Source organism: Bacillus sp. JJ783, from assembly GCF_036963225.1.
Classification (GTDB): Bacteria; Bacillota; Bacilli; order Bacillales; family Bacillaceae_G; genus Bacillus_A; species Bacillus_A cereus_U.
Genome location: NZ_JBALMG010000027.1, coordinates 15,486 through 32,219, shown reverse-complemented (window position 1 = coordinate 32,219; position 16,734 = coordinate 15,486). Strand labels below are relative to the sequence as shown.

Sequence of the window (16,734 nt, the reverse complement as noted above, 5' to 3'; positions counted from 1 at the left end):
TACACTTCCTTCTATATAAAAGGGGAAACTCTTTAGAATATTCTAACCTTTTTCTTCCTCTTTTTCAAAGTAAAATGAATAAGCATAAGGAGGGGAAAACGATGGGGTTTTGGAGTATGCATCGAAATATAAAAATTAGAATTATAACATCATTTTTAACACGAGCTGTATCAACGATGATTTTTCCGTTTATGGCAATTTATTTTTCAATAAAGTTAGGTAGTGCGATTGCAGGTGCTTTACTATTAATTAATGTAATAGCTTCATTAATAATTGGTTTATATGGCGGGTATATTGGAGATCGGCTCGGTCGTAAAAAAGTAATGATTATTGGCCAAAGTATACAGGTCGTTTCCATTGCTTGTATGGGAATTGCGAACTCAGATTATGTAGATTCATCGTGGTTAACGTTTTTATTTATGCTCGTGAACAGCTTAGGATCTGGACTTATGAATCCAGCGACCGAAGCGATGTTAATCGATGTGAGTACACCTGAAAATCGAAAAGTGATGTACAGCATTAACTACTGGGCGATTAATTTATCAATTGCTATTGGAGCGATATTTGGCGGATTACTATTTGAAAACTATAGATTTCAATTGTTTATCGTATTAACGGCTGTGGCGGTCATTACTTTATATGTGATGGCTATATATATGGAAGAAGTGTATGTGGCGCGAAAAACTGTAGAGAAGAAAAACGTATTAAAGGATATGGCGGATAGTTATAAAGTTGTGATGAAAGACCGAGCGTTTTTAATTTTTTGTGCAGCAAGTATATGTACATTATCTTTAGAGTTTCAAATTAATAATTATTTAGGGGTACGTTTGCAGAAGGAATTTGAAACGGTGCACTTTTTATTCGGGAATGGTTTTACGTTTGATTTAACAGGTATTCGAATGCTGAGCTGGATATCAGCAGAGAATACAATTTTAGTTGTGTTATGTTCAGCGCTTCTTATTAAAATGCTGAAAAGCTTCAACGATTTGAAAATCTTATATGTAGGCTTATTTATTTACACGATTGGCTTTACGATACTCGGAACGAGCAATAGCTTATGGATTTTATTAATTGCAGGGCTTTTCCAAACGGTAGGTGAGATGATGTATGTGCCGGTTCGTCAATCTATTATGGCAGATATGGTGCCAAATGAGGCAAGAGGTTCTTATATGGCGATTAATGGGATGGTCTTTCAAGTGGCAAAAATGAACGGGGCATTAGGTGTTATGCTAGGTTCATTTATTGCATCTTGGGGCATGAGCGTTCTATATTTCATCGTAGGTATGAGCAGTATTTTATTATTTATGAAGGCGATTGGGAAAGAGCAGTATCAAGATGAACGAAACGTTTCTAAGATTGGATAAAGCTATCTAAAAAGCGAACCGGTTATACTGGGATTCGCTTTTTAGATAGCTTCTAAAACGGATCAACTTCAGCTAAATTAGGATTGGCATTTGGATTTGTTAATAAGGTTTTTAGTTCACCCACTTCTGAGAGAGCGACGAGAATATAACCACTAATGAGGACGATGAGTCCGATGACTCGTAATGTTTGCAATTTAATGTCACGGCTATTTTCCTCTGAGGTGTTTTGGGGCGTTGCAGGCGGATTGTTGTTCATAATAGAGCTCCTATCTTTTTTATTTATATGTGCGAAATCATTATTTAACGTATGGATAGGAATTGTATAGTCATTTTCACTATATGAGAAATGCCTATGAAAAGTGATTAGAAATTTTAGGACGAGAAAAGAGGCTGTTGTATACAGCCTCTTTTTTAGTTATAAAGAAGAAATACGTTTCTTCGTTTTTTGTACAATAATAAACTTTATCCAAAGTACGCCGATCACCATAATAATCAAAGCATGTAGTAATTGTCCTGTAGCAACGAGTATAACACTTGAAAATACAATGAGTTGAATACTTAGTAATGTGAGAATTAAGCTGAGAAATTGATTCATTCTTTCTTCAGTAGCAATTGGATATAATGCCACGATAATATTTCCTGAAAAATATTTCCACAGCGAACGAAGCTGCATAGAGATCATGTATAGGACGATGTAAGCGATAGCGCCTTTTACATATAGATTCGGTACGAAATATACGATAAAGGAACCGATTAACCCCAAGCGAATATATATACCAAAATAATCATTCCCACGTAAAAACGATAGTGTATGTAAATAGAAGAAAGTAGCTTGTTTTTTATGTAGTAAAGGTTCGATCCAATTTGTAAGCCATTTTCTGCCGTTTACTTGTTTTTTTAGCTGCGGAACATCAGTGAAGATGCTAGCGAATTGATAAAAGCGTATGTCCATTTTTTCTTCTTGTTCGATTATGTATTCCCACGGTATTCGCTTTGTGGGCTGTTTTTTTGTATATAGGAGTAGGAAGGCAAGAAGTAATAGTAAGCCACCTAGCACAATGATATTTGCAACATAAAACAGCATGTAAATGATAAGTGCATTACAAGCAACACGAATGATAAGCCATATGCTTTTTTCATAACTATCACGCCACATCCAGTGTATGTACATGTTCCAAGCTTTCGTAATCATTAAAACGATAAAGATTGTACATAAAAAAGGTACGGTTAATTGTAATGATTGCATGGCAAGCGGTACGATAATAAGGAACATAAATACAAGCGGGAAAAGTTGAATGATGTAATTATATAGAAGAGATTTTTTAAAATAAGATGTTAATTTCTCTTCTAGCGCTAGTAAATAGACAGCGTCAGGTTTTTGAATAAATGTGCGAATTGGGCATCTCGTTATAATGAGTGTAAGTACGATTGTGATGAGTAATAAAGATATTCCTTTAGAAGGATCCGTTTTAAGAAACTTGGCGTAATAATATGCACCTACACATGAGACGAAGATGAAGCTATATAGCAAACCGTTAATCATACGTGCAAAGTATGTGATGGCATTTTGAATATGTTGTTGAAAGCGAGAGCTCCATAGTGATTCGATTGACATGTTTTTCACCTCTTTTTTCTATTATATATGTTTTATTAAGCAAAAAACGAGCAAATTGCGTTATGCAACTTGCTCGTTTTTCTTTTCGTTATTTTTTTTCTGATCACGATTCATTAATGGATAGAAGGCAAAGCCAATTACGAATAAACCAATCCCGAGAAGGAATGTTTTTATATCGGATGCGCCTGTTTTAATAACCCATAGTGCATAGCAAAGTGCGATCGCTGCGACTATGCCATCTGTAATTCTTGCCCGCATTTCATTTTTGTATGTTTCACCAGTTGCGACTAGCTTTAACTGGAAGATTGGTGAAACGAGATATGGAATGAGGTAGGCTAAAGTTGATACGGTAATAACGAATGTATAAGCTTCCGCAATTGTTCCTGATAATGTTGAGAATAAGAACACTTGCGACATAATGTTTGTTAATCGTAGTGAATGAATTGGACTTCCTTTTTTATTTGTTTTTGCGAAGAAGGAAGGGAAGAAACCTTCTTTTGCTGCTTGATAAGGCACTTCTGAGCTTAATAAAATCCAGCCTAATATGGAACCGAATAGGGAAGTAAGAGCAAGTAATGCCATAAGTTTCCCGCCGCCGTGACCCATTGCAGCGTTTAATGCATCTGCTAATGGACGTTCAGAAGCTTGTAATTTATCAACGTGAAGTACACCCATTGTTAAAATTGTAATTCCTAAGTAAATTGCAACTGTTATTAGTAAACCGGCAACTGTTGCACGTTTTACCGTTTTGGGAGAAGTAGCTCGGTTTGATAAAAGAACGGCTGATTCAATCCCGATAAATGCCCAAAGTGTTGTAAGAGCAGCTAAATTTACTTGTGAAAGGAGACCGTGTGATACGCCTTCTTTATCGATCATTGGTGTGTACCATTGTCCAAATTTTGAAGCTTCGAACGCAAATAACGTAACAATGATGAATAGAAGGAATCCAGTCACTTTCGTTGTTGTTGCTAAGAAGTTAAGTTTCCCAGCTCCGCTTACACCGTTTGTTAAAATTAAATGAGTGCCCCATAGTAAAACAGAACAAATAGTAAATGTAAGTAGTTTTCCAACTTCTATATTGAAAGAGCCGATTGAAAACAATAGTCGTGTATCTTTCATAATCGGGAAGAAGAGCGATAAATATCCCGCGAAAGATGTAATGATGGCAACGTTACTTGCCCAGTTTGCAACCCAATATCCCCATACTATGCTGAAACCAGCCATTTTTTTCTTTTTTGGTGATGAGAATAAGGCATATGCATGACTTTGTGGTCCTGTCGTTAAATCAGGACGACGAATTGCTAAATTACCGAAAACAAGAGCTAGCATTAAAACACCAAACCCTGTTGTTAACCAAGCTAAAGTGACACCGAGAGGGCTAGCTGTTTGTGCCAACGTACTTGGCACCATGAAAATACCAGCACCAACCATGTTACCGACAACGAAAGCTGTTAGTACCCAAAAGCCCCATTTTTTTTGTTGCATAGAAAATACCTCCAAAGTTAGTATAACCAAGTCAAGCGAGGAGATATGTATGTCTTCCTAAGTAAGGAAGAGAAGTCCCAAACAAAACAAAAAAAGCACGTAATTTGCCGCTACATGCTTTCTATCTTATAAGAAACCCACGACATACCTCTCGATAGCTCTCCACAAACGAAACGTTTGTGACAGTTCTGCACTTATTAAATGCAGACCCAGCAAGCGCGCATGGTGGGCACGTCTTACTTCGGCAACCATTCCTTTCTCATTCCTTCATCAATGCCACTACATCTCCTGAAATGATACTTTTAATGATTGCAACCTCTACCTCACCGAGATACGAATGAGGATTTAAATATTAAATTAACGTATTTAAGAGTAACAAATGTATTTTTATACGTCAATGGATATGGTAATAATCAGATTATAGAGAAGAGTTCGTTATTTGGGGTGGAGGGTTTGAAGTGCATTCATTGAATAAATATATATTGAATTTTTAACAGGGAATGTACTTTTAATGGGAATGGGGATTATTTAAATGATACGTGCTTATAGTGAAAAAGAGGATCGGATTGGGATATTGAATTTAATAAAAAATATGGGGACAGAAGAAGAGATAGGTTTTTTAGATGATATTGTATCGAACTCTACGCATTTGCTTTTATATAACCAAAATGGGATTGAAGGATTCGCGTATTCATCTTTTTATACAAATAGCAATGAAGAGTCTATTGTTCAAATAACTGTGTATGTGGAACAGGGTTCTCGTTTGAAAGGTATTGGTTCTGCATTATACAAGGCAATAGAAGAGTTAATTTCTAAAATAAAATCGGATTTTGTGTGCACTTATATGAGAACAGAATCAGAAAATTGTATTGGTTTTGCTAAGAAAATGGGATTTGAAAGATGGTGGGGATCGCTTGAAGTGATATATAAGGGAGGAAGTCTTCCTGAAACGGATATCACTGTTATTAAGTATGAAGATAGATTTTTCAACCAGTTTGTAAAAATGGTACAGGAATGCTATTACGAATTGCATGAAATGAATGATATGAAGCCTTATCTTGCTCCGGAAGATAGTATAAAGAAATACAAATTGAACAATGAAAGTAATGTGTATGTGGTTTTAAAAAATGAACAGTTGGTTGCATCAGTTACGGTAGGGGAAGGGACAATAGAGAATTTAATGGTTGCACAAAGTCATCAAGGAAATGGATATGGGCGTAAAGCCTTGCAATTTGGTATGAACAAGTTGTTAGAAGACGGGTACGAAGACATTAGACTATGTTATATAGAAGGAAATGAAAGTGCTGAGAGGTTATACAACTCTGTAGGATTTAAACCGCTTCGTAATACACAAGTGTACCGGAAATTTTTTTGAATAAAAAGAAGCTGATCTAAAACTAGATCAGCTTCCACATATAAGATTAAACTAAGTTTAATACAGTTACTTTTTCACGTGTCATAGACTCAAGGCTCTTATGAATACCTTGTGCGCCCATACCTGAACCTTTTATACCGATGAATGGGAAGTGGTCAGGGCCGCGCTCTGTGCGTCCGTTAATTTGAACAGAACCAGTGTCGATTTTGTTAGCAATTGCAAACGCTTTGTTAATGTCTTTCGTGAAGACACTTGCTTGCAGACCGAAGTCTGATTTGTTAGCAATTTCAATCGCTTGTTCGTCAGAAGAAACACGGATGATTGGAAGGATTGGGCCGAATGGCTCTTCCCAAGCAACTTTCATTTCTTCTGTTACGTGGTCAATTAATGTTGGGTAAATTAAGTTGCGCTCACGTTTGTTACCGATAACGATTGTTGCACCTTTTTCTACAGCATCATCAACTAAACCTTGAACGAAGTCAGCAGATTTGTCGTCGATTAATGGGACGATTGTGCTGTCTTGTTCTGGAGATCCAACTGATAATTTAGCTACTTGCTCTTTTAATAAGCCAACAAGCTCGTCTGCTACATTTTCGTGTACAAGTACACGTTTAATAGCTGTACAACGTTGACCAGAGTAGGAGAATGCACCGCTTACGATATGGTTTGCAGCATCTTGTAAGTCAGCATCTTCACGAACGATACCAGGGTCTTTACCACCAAGTTCTAATACAAGTGGAATCATTGCAGCTTTTTTCGCTAAATGTTTACCTGTGTTTGTACCACCTGTGAACGATACCATATTGATGCCAGGATGTTCTACTAAGTAGTCACCAATTACAGAACCGCGTCCTGTAGCTACGTTTACAAGACCTTTTGGAAGGCCAGCTTTATGAAGTGCTTCAACCATTTTAACACCGCTAATTGCACCTTGAGTTGCTGGTTTGAAGATAACAGCGTTACCCATAATAAGTGCTGGTGCAAGTTTTGCAGCAGATAAGTTTACTGGGTAGTTAAATGGTGCGATTGCTAATACAACACCAAGTGGTGCGCGTTGGATAATCGCAAGTTTAGATTTCGTTCCGCCAGGGAAGCTATCGCCCATCATGCTCTCTCCGTGCATATGAAGAGCTTCTTCAATAGTGTAACGAATGAAGTCAGCTGTACGAACAACTTCTTTTTTCGCATCTTTATACCCTTTACCGACTTCTTTCATAATGATATCGGCAATTTCATCTTGCATATTTACGAGCTCATCAGCCCATTTATATAAATATTTTGCGCGATCTTGTAGAGAAGCTTCAGCCCATGATTTTTGAGCTTCTTTTGCAGATGCAATTGCTTCATCCACTTCTCCTTGAGTAATTGCTTGTACTTGCCCAATTACTTCGTGTAAGTATGGAGATGGAATGTCGATTGTTTGACCAGAAGAGCTTTCTCTCCATTCTCCGTTTAAATAAAATTTGTACGTATTGCTAGTTGTCATGATTAGTCCTCCTAAAATAGCAACTTGTAAGAGTGAGTATAAGGTGATTGTAGGTGGTTTGATAATATTTTTCAAATGAAATGTTTGTGAAAACGATTTCTTATTATTTTTTTATTTTGTATGCCCTTTCTTACAGAAGATTCTCTTATTTCAAACTGAATTATAAGTAGAATGCATCACTTTCATTTTTTGTGATAAAAGATTATTTTATTCTAAAGCGAAAAAAATAATTGACAGAATACTCAATAAAGTTGTAAGATTATAAATGGAAAATAAATGAAGGGGGTGTGCGTAATGATTGTAATCGTAAATGTAATGGGCTTAGCTCTGTTAAATGGCGGAAAACATTCATATCATTACGCAACCCGTGCGGATATATAGGACCTTTTTGTCTTATGAGAAGCGTACGTTGCGTATATCGTAACGTACGCTTTTATGCATTCTATTGCATATCGTCAAGCGGCGGTATGCTTTTTTTTGTTTATTTTCCTCGTTACTATAAAAAATAAGAATTTGGAAGGTGGAAAAATGTGATGAAATACTGTGGTTTTCAAAATGTAAATGTGATGGATTTGGATAGCGGATAAAGAAATGTGAATCAAATGAGAACGAGAAAGGAGAGGTTATATTGTTTTCAGTATTACTAAAGTTAAGCTGGTTTTTTAGGGAGCATTGGAAAAGGTATAGTATCGCAATTGGGGTACTTTTAATTGTAAACGTGATAGAGGTAATTCCTCCGAAAGTGTTAGGAATTACAATTGATAATATTAAAACAGGAGCCTTAACGAACGAGGCGATTATGCAATATATTTTTATTTTACTTGGGGTAACGATTGGTGGGTATGTGCTTACTTTCATTTGGCAGCACCAATTATTTGGCGGTGCGTTCGTACTGGAGAAAACGATGCGTTCAAAATTTATGGGGCATTTACTCAAGATGACACCGACGTTTTATCAAAAAAACCGTACTGGCGATTTAATGGCGAGAGCGACAAATGATTTAAAAGCAATCTCCATGACAGCTGGTTTTGGTATATTAACGCTCGTTGATTCTAGTCTATATATGCTTACAATCGTTTGTATGATGGGCTTTTCAATTAGTTGGCAGTTAACATTTGCTGCGCTTATACCGCTTCCGATTATGGCGTATGCGATGAATAGATACGGAAAGAAATTGCATGAAAGATTTACTGTCGCACAAGATGCGTTCGGAGATATGAACGATAAAGTGCTGGAATCAATTGCGGGTGTACGCGTGATTCGTGCGTACGTACAGGAGAATGCTGATCAAGAAAGGTTCCATCATTTAGGAGATGACGTATACGAGAAAAATATGAGAGTAGCAAGAATCGATGCATTATTCCAGCCGACTGTGAAAATGCTCGTCGGTCTTAGTTATTTAATTGGTTTAGTGTACGGTGCATATCTCGTATTCCAATCAAAGGTGACACTTGGTGAGCTCGTTTCTTTTAACGTCTATTTAGGGATGATGATTTGGCCGATGTTTGCAATTGGTGAATTGATTAATGTTATGCAAAGAGGAAATGCTTCGCTCGATCGTGTAAATGAAACGTTAGCTTATGAACCGGATGTAAAGAATCCGAAAGATCCAAAGGTTGTACAAGAGCCAGATTACATTCAATTTGATAACGTTACTTTTTCATATCCTTCATCAATTGAAACAAATTTAAAAAATGTTTCGTTCTCATTAAAACAAGGAGAGACACTTGGAGTTGTTGGGAAAACAGGAAGCGGGAAAACGACGCTTGTACGTCAGCTTCTTCGTCAATATCCACTTGGAGAAGGGGATATTGCAGTTTCTGATGTGAAGCTAGATAAAATTCCGAATGATAACGTACTTGGCTGGATTGGGTATGTACCTCAGGAACACATTTTATTTTCAAAAACAGCGAAGGAAAATATTTTATTTGGAAATAGAGAAGCGACTGAAGAAGAACTTGAAAAAGCGATTGAAATAGCTGCGTTTAAAAAGGATTTAGAGTTTTTACCAGAAGGTTTAGAAACGCTCGTTGGGGAAAAAGGTGTTTCTTTATCAGGTGGGCAAAAGCAAAGGATTTCGATTGCGAGGGCTGTTATTCAAAATCCGGAAATTTTAATTTTGGACGATTCTTTATCAGCTGTTGATGCTCGTACGGAAGCGGCAATTATTGAAAACATACGAACAGAAAGAAGCGGGAAGACGACGATTATAACGACGCATCGCTTGTCAGCTGTGCAGCACGCGGATTGGATTCTCGTTATGGATAACGGTGAAGTTATTGAAGAAGGTTCGCATGAAGCGCTCATTCGAAATGGGGGCTGGTATGCAGAGCAGTTCGACAGACAACAAGGTGAAAGTGAAAGTGCGGATAGCGGGGTGAAAATATGAGTGTTTCAAAACGATTGTTTCAATATGCGATGAAAGTGAAGGGGCCGATTTTTGCAGCGATGGCGATGCTATTTGTTTTTGTTATTGCAGAACTCGCGGGTCCTTTCGTCGCAAAAACGATGATTGATGAGCATATCGTTGGAATAGAGAGGCCTTGGTATGAAACAGAAAAGAGTGAGGATGCAGTTTCATATAATGGCGCCTTTTATAAGCGAAGTGATCGCCTTGAAGAAGGTGAGAAAAAAGGGAAAGAAGTCCGAGTGATTCAAGTTGGTTTTCAGTACTATTTTGTGCCGAATAAAATAACGCTTGAAGGAAGTCGTTCTGTTAAGGGTGATGTGCTTACAGTACAAAGTGGTAAGGCTGTGCAAGTGTATAAAACGAAAGCCTTAACGAAAGAAGAAGTATTTGCGTTTTATAAACCGGAAATAAATCGTTTACTATTACTTGGCGGTGGTTATTTCGCTTTATTAGTAGTCGTATCATTATTTGCATACGGAAAGCAGTTCTTCTTACAGAAGGCGGCAAACAAAATTATTCAAATTATGAGGGAAGACGTCTTTTCCCATATTCAAACGTTGCCAATTCGTTATTTCGATCATTTACCAGCAGGGAAAATTGTATCGCGTGTAACGAATGATACAGAAGCGATTCGTGATTTATATGTAACAGTGCTTGCGACATTCGTCTCTAGTATCATCTATATTATCGGGATTTTCGCTGCACTATTTTTACTTGATGTAAAACTGGCGGCACTATGCTTACTTATCATCCCAATTTTAATTGTTTGGGCGATTATGTATAGAAAGTATGCGTCTGTATACAATCATAAAATGCGTTCGCGTTTATCGGATATTAACGGAACAGTGAATGAATCGATTCAAGGGATGCCAATTATTCAAGCATTTCGTCAAGAGCGTGAAACGAAGAAGGAATTTGAAGAACTCAATGGCGATTATTTTAAATATCAAAATAAAATTTTAAATTTAAATGCAGCAACTTCGCATAATTTAGTGTCTGTATTAAGAAACATCGCTTTTACAGGTGTAATCTGGTATTTCGGTGGTGCTTCATTAAGCGCTTCGGGCATCGTTTCACTCGGGATACTATATGCTTTCGTCGATTATTTAACGAGATTATTCTCGCCAATTACGAATATGGTGAACCAACTTGCTAACTTAGAGCAATCGCGTGTTGCATCAGAGCGTGTCTTTGAATTGCTAGAGGAAAAAGGAGAAGCAGTAGAAGAAGAACGTATGCCTCGCTTAACCGGAAATGTGAAATTCGATAATGTTTCGTTTTCTTACAATGGAAAAGATGAAGTGTTAAAAAATATTTCTTTTGAAGCGAAACAAGGGGAGACAGTGGCACTTGTCGGCCATACTGGATCAGGAAAAAGTTCCATTATGAATGTGCTCTTTCAGTTTTATGAATTTCAAAAAGGGAAGCTTACGATTGATGGTCACGATGTAACAGAGATGCCGAAACAAGCAACACGTGAACATATGGGAATTGTATTGCAAGATCCGTTTTTATTTAGCGGGACAGTGGCATCCAATGTAAGCTTAGAAAATGAAAAAATTTCAAAAAATCGCATCGTAAAGGCATTACGTGATGTTGGTGCTGAAAGGTTTGCAAACAATATAGATGAAAAAATTACGGAGAAAGGAAGTACACTTTCAACCGGAGAACGTCAGCTTATATCGTTTGCTAGGGCACTTGCTTTTGATCCGGCGATTTTAATTTTAGATGAAGCGACTTCCAGCATTGATACAGAAACAGAAGCGATGATTCAACAAGCGCTAGAAGTTGTGAAAAAAGGACGAACGACGTTTATTATCGCTCATCGTCTTTCAACAATTAAAAGTGCTGATCAAATTATTGTGCTTGATAGAGGAACGATTTTGGAAAAAGGTTCCCATGATGAATTAATGAAAAAGCGTGGGCGCTATTACGATATGTACAAAACGCAAATGGAAGGAAACCAGAGCGCTTAATTTTTAGAAGAACTTGCGATTTTCGCAAGTTCTTTTTTAATCGTATTGTCCGCTCTGAAGTTAATATATTTCACCGGTAGAAAAACTTATAAATAAGTAAGTATTGTTTTACCTTTTTCTTTATAAATGCTATATTAAAAAATGTTACTTATTTTTTGTATGTAGCGGTATTTTTCCATTTTGTTTGATTATGAAGAAAAAGGATAAACTAAATAAGAACATTTTCATTGAAAAATTGTTCGAAATTGCATACAATCAATATAGTTTTTAAATTCCTATCAGAATACTTGGAGGACTACTATCATGAAAAAATTATTTTCAGTGCTTGCAGTAACTACATTAGCGATTGGGATTGTAGCGGGCTGCGGCAAAGAAGAGAAAAAAGATACAGCTAGTCAAGATGCGTTACAGAAGATAAAACAAAGCGGTGAGCTTGTAATTGGTACAGAAGGTACATATCCACCATTTACGTTCCACGATTCAAAGGATAAATTAACTGGATTTGACGTTGAATTAGCAGAAGAAGTTGCAAAACGTTTAGGTGTAAAACCTGTATTTAAAGAAACACAATGGGATAGTTTACTTGCAGGAGTAGATGCAAAACGTTTCGATATGGTTGCGAACGAAGTTGGTATTCGTGAAGATCGCCAAAAGAAATATGACTTCTCTAGTCCATATATTTCTTCTTCAGCAGCATTAGTTATCGCAAAAGATAAAGATAAGCCTGCTACATTTGCTGATGTAAAAGGATTAAAAGGAGCACAATCTTTAACGAGTAACTACGCAGATATCGCTAAGAAAAACGGTGCGAATATCGAGGGTGTAGAAGGATTTAGTCAAGCAGCAGAATTATTAAGTTCTGGCCGCGTTGATTTCACAATCAATGATAAATTATCAGTGTTAAACTATTTAGAAATGAAAAAAGATGCAAAAATTAAAATTGTAGATACAGAAAAAGAAGCATCACAAAGTGGATTCTTATTCCGTAAAGGTAGCGACAAACTTGTACAAGAAGTAAATAAAGCGTTAGAAGATATGAAAAAAGATGGTACGTACGACAAAATAACGAAAAAATGGTTCGGTGAAAATGTTTCTAAGTAGTGCAGTGATCTCAGATCGATTGTCTACATGGATAGATATTATGCAGACTTCCTTCTCGCCTATGCTGAAGGAAGCTGTCTTTACGACAATTCCGTTAACGCTTATTACATTTATTATCGGTATTATACTTGCGACGTTAACAGCGCTCGCGCGTATTTCAGGTAGTCGTATTTTACAATGGATTGCTCGTATCTATGTATCTATCATTCGCGGAACGCCACTTCTTGTACAGTTATTTATTATTTTCTATGGTCTTCCAACTCTTAATATTGAGGTTGAGCCATATACAGCAGCAATTGTTGGTTTTTCATTAAATGTCGGTGCATATGCATCTGAAATTATTCGTGCTTCTATTCTTTCTATTCCGAAAGGACAGTGGGAAGCAGCTTATACAATTGGGATGACATATCCGCAAGCATTAAAACGTGTTATTTTACCGCAAGCAACGCGTGTATCTATTCCGCCGCTTTCGAATACATTTATTAGTTTATTGAAGGATACGTCATTAGCGTCGTTAATTTTAGTAACAGAAATGTTCCGAAAAGCGCAGGAAATTGCGGCAATGAACTATGAGTTTTTAATTGTTTATTTTGAAGCAGGTCTAATTTATTGGGTAATTTGCTTCTTATTATCTATCGTGCAACAAATATTAGAAAAACGTTCAGAACGTTATACTCTAAAATAACCCTTTCATAAAAGGAGTTTTTGTTTTTATGATTTCAATTCAACATTTACAAAAAAGTTTCGGAGATAATACCGTACTAAAGCATATAGACTTATCAGTTGAGAAGGGTGAAGTAGTTGTTATTATCGGGCCATCTGGATCTGGTAAAACGACATTCTTACGTTGCCTCAACGTGTTAGAAACGCCGAACGCTGGTAGCATTCGCATCGGTAATAAAGAGCTCGATTTCTCTCAAAAAGTATCGAAGAAAGATATTGTAAATCTTCGTACGCAAACAGGTATGGTATTCCAGCACCATAATCTATTCCCACATTTAACAGCAATTCACAATGTAATGGAAGGGCTCGTTACAGTGAAAAAGATGGGGAAAGAAGAAGCGAAGAAAAAAGCGAACTACTTCCTTGAAAAAGTTGGTCTTGCGGATAAAGTAGACTTATATCCGTTCCAATTATCAGGTGGACAACAACAGCGCGTTGGAATCGCTCGTGCGCTTGCGATGGAGCCGGAAGTATTACTATTTGATGAGCCAACGTCAGCACTTGATCCGGAGCTAGTTCAAGAAGTTTTAAAGGTTATGAAAGAACTTGCTAAAGAAGGAATGACGATGGTCATTGTAACGCATGAAATGCGCTTTGCTCATCAAATTGCGAACCGTGTTATTTTCATGGATGGCGGTGTCGTTGTCGAACAAGGTACACCGGAAGATGTATTTACAAATCCAAAAGAAGAACGAACGAAGAAGTTTTTACAAATGTTGCAGTAAATTAAGGAAGGTCTCAGGGCATATGCCCTGAGACCTTTTTGCCATATATATTTATTTTTGGAATCCGCCAAGGCTTTGCTCAGCCATTGCAACTAAACGTTTTGTAATTTCTCCACCAACAGAACCGTTAGCGCGAGCCGTAGAATCTGCTCCTAATTGTACACCAAATTCTTGAGCGATTTCGTACTTCATTTGATCGATTGCTGCTGTTGCACCTGGTACTACTAATTGATTGTAAGAACTTTGGTTTGCCATAGGAATATATCCTCCTTAGAGTTATAAAAGTTTTTTTGGTTGGACTAGCTGGATTTGAACCAGATTATCGCCCCGTTTGGCGCTAATCCATCGGTAATTAAGTTTGTACTCATAGTATGGATGTTACCTAGAAAGATATACAAAAAAATAATTTGTAAATTTTGTAAAAAATATTTCATCATTTCGTAAATTATGAAATAAGAGTAATCGTTGTATTTTTAAGAAAGAAGGCTAAACTAAGAGCGAAATCATATGCGTTTTTTCATTGTATAACCAGCTTGGCTTACTTAACTTATGATTTGTTAAAGTAAGAAAAATTCCAGCTTAGTAAAATGAAAACTAAATCGGTATTAACTGTATAGTTCTGTTTTAACCCGGGATGGGGCAGAAAAAGGAACTAACCGCGTCTACGCAAGGCTAGATGCTCTCTTCAACCTAAAAAAAGAGGCTTTTTAATTGTTTTTAAACGCCAACGTATGGAGGAATAACGATGGGAATTTGCCCGCTTTGCAACGCGCTAGAATCACAAACATATTCTTGTCAAAATTGCCAAGGAATACTCCAAGATTATGGGAAAGCTGTAGATTACATAGATGATTACAGTGCATATATGGATCAGGAATTATTAAGTGCGGTAGACGGTTTAACACATAATAATTCAAATGAGTACTGCAATCATATTTTTTATTGCGGAGTATGTAATGTGGAAACGGAAGTTGTAGTGAAGTTTGTATAAATAGAAAACTTCCACCTTATGAGTGAGGTGGAAGTTTTTGTATTTGTATTTGTGAGTTAATCATAGGGGACGGAATATTTCCGGTGTTAGGTGCAGTATTCGATTGGATTTGAGATGTTTTTTCTTTCGGACCGCACAAAGAATGTTCAGTTAAATAGATGGCATATTCATAAAATAATTGACGCGTAAGTTCACTTTGTTCTTTTAACTTTTCATCTTGGAATACAGTTCGCCCCGGTTTAGAATTTGCTTCAAATAGCCACGGATTTTCCGCGGTGTCTAAACCAATGTCAAAACCAATTTCTCCAATGTTTCCGGTTACTTGTTGGTCGAGTGCATAACTGATTTGTAAGGCTGTTTGTTTTAGTTTATTTTCAATTTGAACTTGCTTTGTTGAATCAGGAAACAGTTCCTGAAGTAATTTCGTATCACCACCGCTATTTACATGAGTTGTTAAGCTACCTTTGCCGGCGATTTTTGCGACGATTGCACTGACGACCCAATTACCAAAATGATTTTTATTTGTATGAATGCGAAAATCGACGTGTTGCCCTTCGAAGCGGAGCAGTGAGATACCTTGTTGTACGATAAACTTTTTTAAATCATGTCCTTTTAATACATGGTTAAGAAGTGCTTCTAATGATTGATACTTTCTTAGTTTATTTTGTTCATTTTCACGATAACGACAATAGTAGCAATTATCAGTTTGAGAATAGAGTATTTGATGAATATTTCTTCCGAAGCTACCGTGTATTGGTTTCATATAAATGTACTTATACGTACCGAGAAGTCGTTCTACTTGTTCAAAATGTTGAAATACTTCTGTATTTGGTAAGAATGGTTTAATTGAATCTTCTTTCATTAAAAGTTGATGCACTTCCCATTTATTGAAAAATCCCGGATTAAACCACGGAATCGCATAGTCGCTTTCTAAACGTTTTTTTGCTCTTACGATAGGTTTGTAATTTTCTGCTTGCCGATTTGGTAAACGGTCGTAAATGACATTTGGTAAAGGGACTTTGTTTTTTACCCATTTGCTTTCTTGAAAGAAGTACCCTTCAATTGTTTCCTCTTCCCAGTTTATATGTTGAATGCCAAAGACAAATACAAAGGGCTGCAATGTGAATGGTGGTGTTAGTAACTCGCCGAGAGAGATGGAACGATTCCCTAAAGGAGAATTAGAATCATCGTTAAAGCCAGTTGTGAAAATCCCGATTAATGGACCGAAAACAATGGTTTGATTTTGTATGAAGGCATGGATTGTTGCTGAATGCGGTAGTAAAAGTTTAGCGGCAATTTGTTCTCCAATAATGATTTCTCGAGTGAATGAATAATGAATTTTAATACTCTCACATGTAATATAACGTAAGCCAAAGGAAAGGGATGTAATTGGTGGTGTAATAGAAAAAACGTAAGGTAAAGTAATACTATTTGGATTCTCATCTGAAATACTTAATGTATATATGTGCTCTTTCAACGGGGA

General features: G+C 36.7%; 14 protein-coding genes and 1 riboswitch. Of the genes, 8 read left to right on the top strand and 6 right to left on the bottom strand.

The window, feature by feature from the left end; all coding sequences use genetic code 11:
• The first annotated feature begins 101 nt into the window (after positions 1 to 101).
• Positions 102 to 1,364 (top strand): MDR family MFS transporter, encoded by a 1,263-nt coding sequence (locus V7038_RS06065; RefSeq protein ID WP_335469492.1) that lies wholly within the window; start codon positions 102 to 104, stop codon positions 1,362 to 1,364.
• A gap of 52 nt (positions 1,365 to 1,416) precedes the next feature.
• On the opposite strand, the gene V7038_RS06060 is transcribed toward V7038_RS06065, so the two are convergent.
• From V7038_RS06060 to V7038_RS06050, 3 genes are all read right to left on the bottom strand, one after another.
• Positions 1,417 to 1,620, bottom strand: coding sequence for a hypothetical protein (locus V7038_RS06060; RefSeq protein ID WP_002114883.1), 204 nt, complete (start codon positions 1,618 to 1,620; stop codon positions 1,417 to 1,419).
• Between the two features lie 159 nt (positions 1,621 to 1,779).
• Positions 1,780 to 2,979 (bottom strand): ABC transporter permease, encoded by a 1,200-nt coding sequence (locus V7038_RS06055; RefSeq protein ID WP_335469490.1) that lies wholly within the window; start codon positions 2,977 to 2,979, stop codon positions 1,780 to 1,782.
• A 60-nt stretch (positions 2,980 to 3,039) separates the two neighbouring features.
• Entirely contained in the window at positions 3,040 to 4,464 is a 1,425-nt protein-coding gene (locus tag V7038_RS06050; RefSeq protein WP_002114879.1) for an amino acid permease, read from the bottom strand.
• A gap of 147 nt (positions 4,465 to 4,611) precedes the next feature.
• Positions 4,612 to 4,793: riboswitch (Lysine riboswitch) on the bottom strand.
• A 203-nt stretch (positions 4,794 to 4,996) separates the two neighbouring features.
• Here V7038_RS06050 and V7038_RS06045 point away from each other — a divergent pair.
• Positions 4,997 to 5,839: a GNAT family N-acetyltransferase gene (locus tag V7038_RS06045; protein WP_199661361.1), complete on the top strand. Its 843-nt coding sequence runs from the start codon at positions 4,997 to 4,999 to the stop codon at positions 5,837 to 5,839.
• A 46-nt stretch (positions 5,840 to 5,885) separates the two neighbouring features.
• Here V7038_RS06045 and gapN read toward each other — a convergent pair whose 3' ends face one another.
• Complete coding sequence (gene gapN / locus V7038_RS06040; protein ID WP_002201632.1) at positions 5,886 to 7,325, bottom strand: NADP-dependent glyceraldehyde-3-phosphate dehydrogenase; 1,440 nt, start codon at positions 7,323 to 7,325, stop codon at positions 5,886 to 5,888.
• A 628-nt stretch (positions 7,326 to 7,953) separates the two neighbouring features.
• Here gapN and V7038_RS06035 point away from each other — a divergent pair.
• The 5 genes from V7038_RS06035 to V7038_RS06015 all read left to right on the top strand — a co-directional run bounded on the left by V7038_RS06035 (position 7,954) and on the right by V7038_RS06015 (position 14,260).
• Positions 7,954 to 9,714, top strand: a complete 1,761-nt coding sequence (locus tag V7038_RS06035; RefSeq protein WP_002114872.1) for an ABC transporter ATP-binding protein — start codon at positions 7,954 to 7,956, stop codon at positions 9,712 to 9,714.
• The gene (locus V7038_RS06030) at positions 9,711 to 11,711 is read left to right on the top strand and encodes an ABC transporter ATP-binding protein (protein WP_335469486.1); all 2,001 of its coding nucleotides are present in this window, start codon (positions 9,711 to 9,713) and stop codon (positions 11,709 to 11,711) included. Before V7038_RS06035 ends, V7038_RS06030 begins: the two co-directional genes overlap by 4 nt.
• Positions 11,712 to 12,014: 303 nt before the next feature.
• On the top strand, positions 12,015 to 12,812 hold the full coding sequence (locus V7038_RS06025) for an amino acid ABC transporter substrate-binding protein (RefSeq protein ID WP_002114867.1): 798 nt from the start codon (positions 12,015 to 12,017) through the stop codon (positions 12,810 to 12,812).
• Positions 12,799 to 13,497, top strand: coding sequence for an amino acid ABC transporter permease (locus V7038_RS06020; RefSeq protein ID WP_078179875.1), 699 nt, complete (start codon positions 12,799 to 12,801; stop codon positions 13,495 to 13,497). The genes V7038_RS06025 and V7038_RS06020 overlap by 14 nt, the downstream gene beginning before the upstream one ends.
• Positions 13,498 to 13,525: 28 nt before the next feature.
• Positions 13,526 to 14,260, top strand: coding sequence for an amino acid ABC transporter ATP-binding protein (locus V7038_RS06015; protein ID WP_002201630.1), 735 nt, complete (start codon positions 13,526 to 13,528; stop codon positions 14,258 to 14,260).
• Positions 14,261 to 14,311: 51 nt separating this feature from the next.
• Here the strand turns inward: V7038_RS06015 and sasP are convergent, their stop codons facing one another.
• Positions 14,312 to 14,515: a small acid-soluble spore protein, SasP family gene (gene sasP / locus V7038_RS06010; protein WP_000013349.1), complete on the bottom strand. Its 204-nt coding sequence runs from the start codon at positions 14,513 to 14,515 to the stop codon at positions 14,312 to 14,314.
• A gap of 490 nt (positions 14,516 to 15,005) precedes the next feature.
• On the opposite strand from sasP, the gene V7038_RS06005 reads away from it, so the two are divergent.
• Positions 15,006 to 15,251, top strand: coding sequence for a hypothetical protein (locus V7038_RS06005; RefSeq protein ID WP_002159132.1), 246 nt, complete (start codon positions 15,006 to 15,008; stop codon positions 15,249 to 15,251).
• 16 nt (positions 15,252 to 15,267) lie between these two features.
• On the opposite strand, the gene V7038_RS06000 is transcribed toward V7038_RS06005, so the two are convergent.
• Complete coding sequence (locus V7038_RS06000; protein WP_070127977.1) at positions 15,268 to 16,728, bottom strand: YheC/YheD family endospore coat-associated protein; 1,461 nt, start codon at positions 16,726 to 16,728, stop codon at positions 15,268 to 15,270.
• Positions 16,729 to 16,734: the final 6 nt, after the last annotated feature.

Excerpts from the sequence above, each read along its gene's own strand:
- V7038_RS06065 (WP_335469492.1), top strand. The coding sequence starts at position 102 with ATGGGGTTTTGGAGTATGCATCGAAATATAAAAATTAGAATTATAACA.
- V7038_RS06060 (WP_002114883.1), bottom strand. The coding sequence starts at position 1,620 with ATGAACAACAATCCGCCTGCAACGCCCCAAAACACCTCAGAGGAAAAT.
- V7038_RS06055 (WP_335469490.1), bottom strand. The coding sequence starts at position 2,979 with ATGTCAATCGAATCACTATGGAGCTCTCGCTTTCAACAACATATTCAA.
- V7038_RS06050 (WP_002114879.1), bottom strand. The coding sequence starts at position 4,464 with ATGCAACAAAAAAAATGGGGCTTTTGGGTACTAACAGCTTTCGTTGTC.
- V7038_RS06045 (WP_199661361.1), top strand. The coding sequence starts at position 4,997 with ATGATACGTGCTTATAGTGAAAAAGAGGATCGGATTGGGATATTGAAT.
- gapN (WP_002201632.1), bottom strand. The coding sequence starts at position 7,325 with ATGACAACTAGCAATACGTACAAATTTTATTTAAACGGAGAATGGAGA.
- V7038_RS06030 (WP_335469486.1), top strand. The coding sequence starts at position 9,711 with ATGAGTGTTTCAAAACGATTGTTTCAATATGCGATGAAAGTGAAGGGG.
- V7038_RS06025 (WP_002114867.1), top strand. The coding sequence starts at position 12,015 with ATGAAAAAATTATTTTCAGTGCTTGCAGTAACTACATTAGCGATTGGG.
- V7038_RS06020 (WP_078179875.1), top strand. The coding sequence starts at position 12,799 with ATGTTTCTAAGTAGTGCAGTGATCTCAGATCGATTGTCTACATGGATA.
- V7038_RS06015 (WP_002201630.1), top strand. The coding sequence starts at position 13,526 with ATGATTTCAATTCAACATTTACAAAAAAGTTTCGGAGATAATACCGTA.
- sasP (WP_000013349.1), bottom strand. The coding sequence starts at position 14,515 with ATGGCAAACCAAAGTTCTTACAATCAATTAGTAGTACCAGGTGCAACA.
- V7038_RS06005 (WP_002159132.1), top strand. The coding sequence starts at position 15,006 with ATGGGAATTTGCCCGCTTTGCAACGCGCTAGAATCACAAACATATTCT.